Here is a 3,364-nt window from a genome sequence, read left to right as displayed (position 1 = left end):
GCAAGCTTCTCACCATTCTCAACGCTATCGTCCGGGATCAAAAACCGTGGCAAACAACTTGACAGCCAAGACAGTCGCTCTCCCCAGCGGGGAGAAGGTGGCCGCGAAGCGGCCGGATGAGGGGCCTTCGCAACCTCAGTAAGGCCAGTCGCCTTTGCCGAGCGCGGCGATGGCGGCAACGATGCGGGCGAAGGCTTCGCCGGCCCGCGGCACGGTCTTGCGGGCGCGCAGGAAACTGTGCACGAGGCGCGTTTCCTCGCGCCACCAGGCGCGACCGCCGGCGGCCAGGATGCGGTCGCGATAGGCCTCGCCTTCCGAGGACAGCGGGTCGCATTGCGCGGTGACGATGACCGTCGGCGGCAGCCCGGAGAAGTCGGTATCGCTGAGCGGCGAAAAGGTCGGGTCGTCCAGAGACTGTCCCTTCCCTGATCGGATATGGCGATAGAATTCGATGTCGCGCAATGTCAGCAGCGGCGCTTCGGCGTGCTCGACATAGGAGCCGGCGTTCTCTTTGCCAACTGGTTCCGGGCCGCCGAGCTCGGGATAGATCAGCACCTGGCCGATCGCGCAGCGGAGGTTACTACGCGATGCCTGCGCCACCGCGGCGGCAAGGTTGCCGCCGGCGCTTTCGCCGCAGAGCACGGTCGGCAGGCCGGTCGTCGCCGCCGCCCATTCGAACACGGCCAGCGCATCGTCGAAGGCGGCTGGATGCAGATGTTCGGGCGCCAGCCTGTAGTCGGCGGACAGCACGGCAAAACCGGTGCCGGCGCAGATCTCGGCGCAGATGTCGTCATGGCTGTCGAGCCCGCCAAGCACGAAGCCGCCGCCGTGATAATAGACGACCGCTGCCTGCGGCGCCGTGCCCGCCATCTGGTAACGCCGGACCGGGATCGCACGGTCGCCGACGCTGCTGTCACTGGCCTTGACGCCGGCCGGATAGGGCTCACGAAACGCCCGGCACATGGCATCATAGACCGCCCGCTGCCTTTCGATCGGCATGAAAGCGATTTCGGGCGGATACCAGTCGTTGACCCGGTCGATATAGGCCCACAGCTCCGGATCGAGCAGCGTCTGGTATTTTCCGCGGTCTTTTATTTCGGGTCGATCGGCCTCGGTGACCATCGCTGCGCGATCCCGCTCAGAGCTCGGCGTAGAGCCGGGCAGCATTTTCATAGCTGAAGCGCAGCGGCACCGAGCCCTCGACCTGCCAGGCTTCGACCGTCTCGCCTGCCAGCAGCCGGCAGGCGCCGTCGGTGGTGGTGACGGCACCGCCATAGAGCCGGTTGGCAAGGTTGAGGATGGCCGTCTGGTGCATCGCCGTGCTGCCGCTGCCGCAGGCATCCTTGACCAGCAGCACTCGAAACCCGAGCGCCACCGCATCCTTGACGGTGGCATCGATGCAGGCCTCGGTCCAGACGCCGGCAACGACCAGCCACTCGATGCCGTCGGCCTTCAGCCGCTCGGCGGCAGGCCCCGCGCGGAAGGCGCTGGCATCGGTCTTGACCAGCATCATCTCGCCTGTCGCCGGGCCCACTTCCGCGCAGATCGCAGTCAGCGGATCGTCCTTGTCGGAAAACGCCGACTTGCCGCTGGCCTCGACCGGGTGGAACGGCCGCGCCGTGGCGAGATCGACGATATAGGCCCAGTGGTAAAGGGGCACATTGTCGGCCCGCGCCGCCTCCTGCAGCCGCTGGACGTTGGCGAGGATGTCGCCATAGCCTTCGACCAGATAGCGCTTGTCCCGCCGATGCTCCTCCTGGAGATCGATGAACACCGCCGCCACCTTGCCGCGCTTGATCGAGATCGGGCTTTTCATGCAAAACTGCCTGTCAGCACTCAAACATACCTGTCAAGGAAATCATCCTCATAGGGGAAGCGCGACAGGAGCTCCGTGCGGGTCTCGGTGATCAGGATCTCGTCTTCCAGCTTGACGCCCTCGCGGCCGCCCTTCTCGCCGATATAGCTTTCGACGCTGACCACCATGCCGGGCACGATGACACCGTCGCGGCCATAGGTCTCGTAGTCCATGGCGTGCGCTATGAACGGCGTTTCGCCATGCATGCCGACGCCGTGCATGACCGAGGTATAACGCTGGTCGACGAAGCGGTCCGGTATCTTCCAGGCCCTTTCGGCAATCTCGCGAAACGCCATGCCCGGCTTGACGACCCCGATATTGTGCTGAACCTGGTCGTGCGCCATGCGGTAGAGCGACTTCTGATAATCCGTCGGCTTGCCCGGTCCGCAACGGAAGGTGCGCGAAAAGTCCGAATAATAGCCGTAGCAGCCGATCGTATCGGTATCGAGCGCCAAGAGTTCGCCCGGCCTGATCTTGCGGCCGCTCGCCTCGTTGAACCAAGGATTGGTGCGCTGGCCCGAGGTCAGCAGCCGGGTCTCGATGAACTCGCCGCCTTGCCGGACCACCTCACCATACATGATGGCGAACAGCTCGTTTTCGGAAACGCCAGGCTTGATCGCCTCGCGCACCGCATAGACCGCAGCCTCGGCACCAGCCATCGACACCTGCAGGCATTTTACTTCCTCGGGCGTCTTGACCGCGCGCACCGCCAAAATCTCGCCCTGGCAATCCCGCACCTCGCAGCCGCGCTTTTCCAGCGCCAGTGCCTGCAGATGGCTGCAGCGGTCAAGGCCGAGCTTCATCGAGCCGCCGCCATGCGCCTTGAGCAATTCGGCGATCTCATCGGCGAACGGGCCGGCGGTCTCGTCGTCGCGGCCTGACACCGATGACCAGACCAGCTTGGACGGACGCGCCTCGTCGATCGTGTCGAGCACCATCGAGACATGGTAGCTCTGCGGATATTCGAACAACACGATCGGCCCTTCGGTGGGGATGAAGAAGTAGCGCGTCGAGTTGCGCAGGAAATAGCCGAACATGTTGCGCGAGCCGGTGGCGTAGCGCTGGTTGTAGGGGTCGAACAAAACGACGCCGCCATAGCCGGCCTCGCGCATCCAGGCGCGCAGCCTGGCCAGCCGGCCCTTGCGCAGCGCGCCGGCGTCGATGAAGGACGGCTCGGTGTCCGACAGCCACATGCCGCCGGCCGGATCCGCCGCCGCCGGGTGGCGCATGCGGTCTTTGAAGTCGACGTCCTCGGTGCTGTCGGGGTCAAAAACGACAATGCTCATGGGTGCCTCCTGAAGCGGCGAAGATGAGCCATACGTCGTTCAGAGGCTGTGCGCGATACCGCAGATGTTGTGCGCAATACCGCTTGAAGTCGTTCCGTAGCGTTCTACGGCGCCCCCCTCTGTCCTGCCGGACATCTCCCCCCTCAAGGGCAGGGGAATCGCATATGGCGATTTTGGGGTTGAGTTTAGGCTGAGAAAGGATTCTTTGGAGAGGCAGTTGAGC

3 protein-coding genes are annotated in these 3,364 nt (G+C 64.4%); all 3 read right to left on the bottom strand.

Annotated features, from left to right (window positions below):
* Positions 1-135: 135 nt before the first annotated feature.
* Genes NKH16_RS34665 through NKH16_RS34655 form a run of 3 tightly spaced genes read right to left on the bottom strand, consistent with a single transcriptional unit; the run spans position 136 to position 3,141 of the window.
* Positions 136-1,122 carry an alpha/beta hydrolase gene (locus NKH16_RS34665; protein ID WP_352903932.1) on the bottom strand — a complete coding sequence of 329 codons (987 nt, stop codon included), beginning with the start codon at positions 1,120-1,122 and terminating at the stop codon, positions 136-138.
* Between the two features lie 16 nt (positions 1,123-1,138).
* Positions 1,139-1,816 carry an isochorismatase family protein gene (locus tag NKH16_RS34660; protein WP_352903930.1) on the bottom strand — a complete coding sequence of 226 codons (678 nt, stop codon included), beginning with the start codon at positions 1,814-1,816 and terminating at the stop codon, positions 1,139-1,141.
* Between the two features lie 20 nt (positions 1,817-1,836).
* Positions 1,837-3,141: a M24 family metallopeptidase gene (locus tag NKH16_RS34655; protein WP_352903928.1), complete on the bottom strand. Its 1,305-nt coding sequence runs from the start codon at positions 3,139-3,141 to the stop codon at positions 1,837-1,839.
* Positions 3,142-3,364 lie beyond the last annotated feature (223 nt).

This window comes from Mesorhizobium sp. M1307 (assembly GCF_040318155.1).
Classification (GTDB): domain Bacteria; phylum Pseudomonadota; class Alphaproteobacteria; order Rhizobiales; family Rhizobiaceae; genus Mesorhizobium.
Note: the sequence above shows the minus strand (reverse complement) of the source record. Positions and strands in the feature narration are given on the sequence as shown.

Bases quoted from the DNA above. Each gene is read 5' to 3' on its own strand.
- NKH16_RS34665 (WP_352903932.1), bottom strand. From the start codon at position 1,122: ATGGTCACCGAGGCCGATCGACCCGAAATAAAAGACCGCGGAAAATAC.
- NKH16_RS34660 (WP_352903930.1), bottom strand. From the start codon at position 1,816: ATGAAAAGCCCGATCTCGATCAAGCGCGGCAAGGTGGCGGCGGTGTTC.
- NKH16_RS34655 (WP_352903928.1), bottom strand. From the start codon at position 3,141: ATGAGCATTGTCGTTTTTGACCCCGACAGCACCGAGGACGTCGACTTC.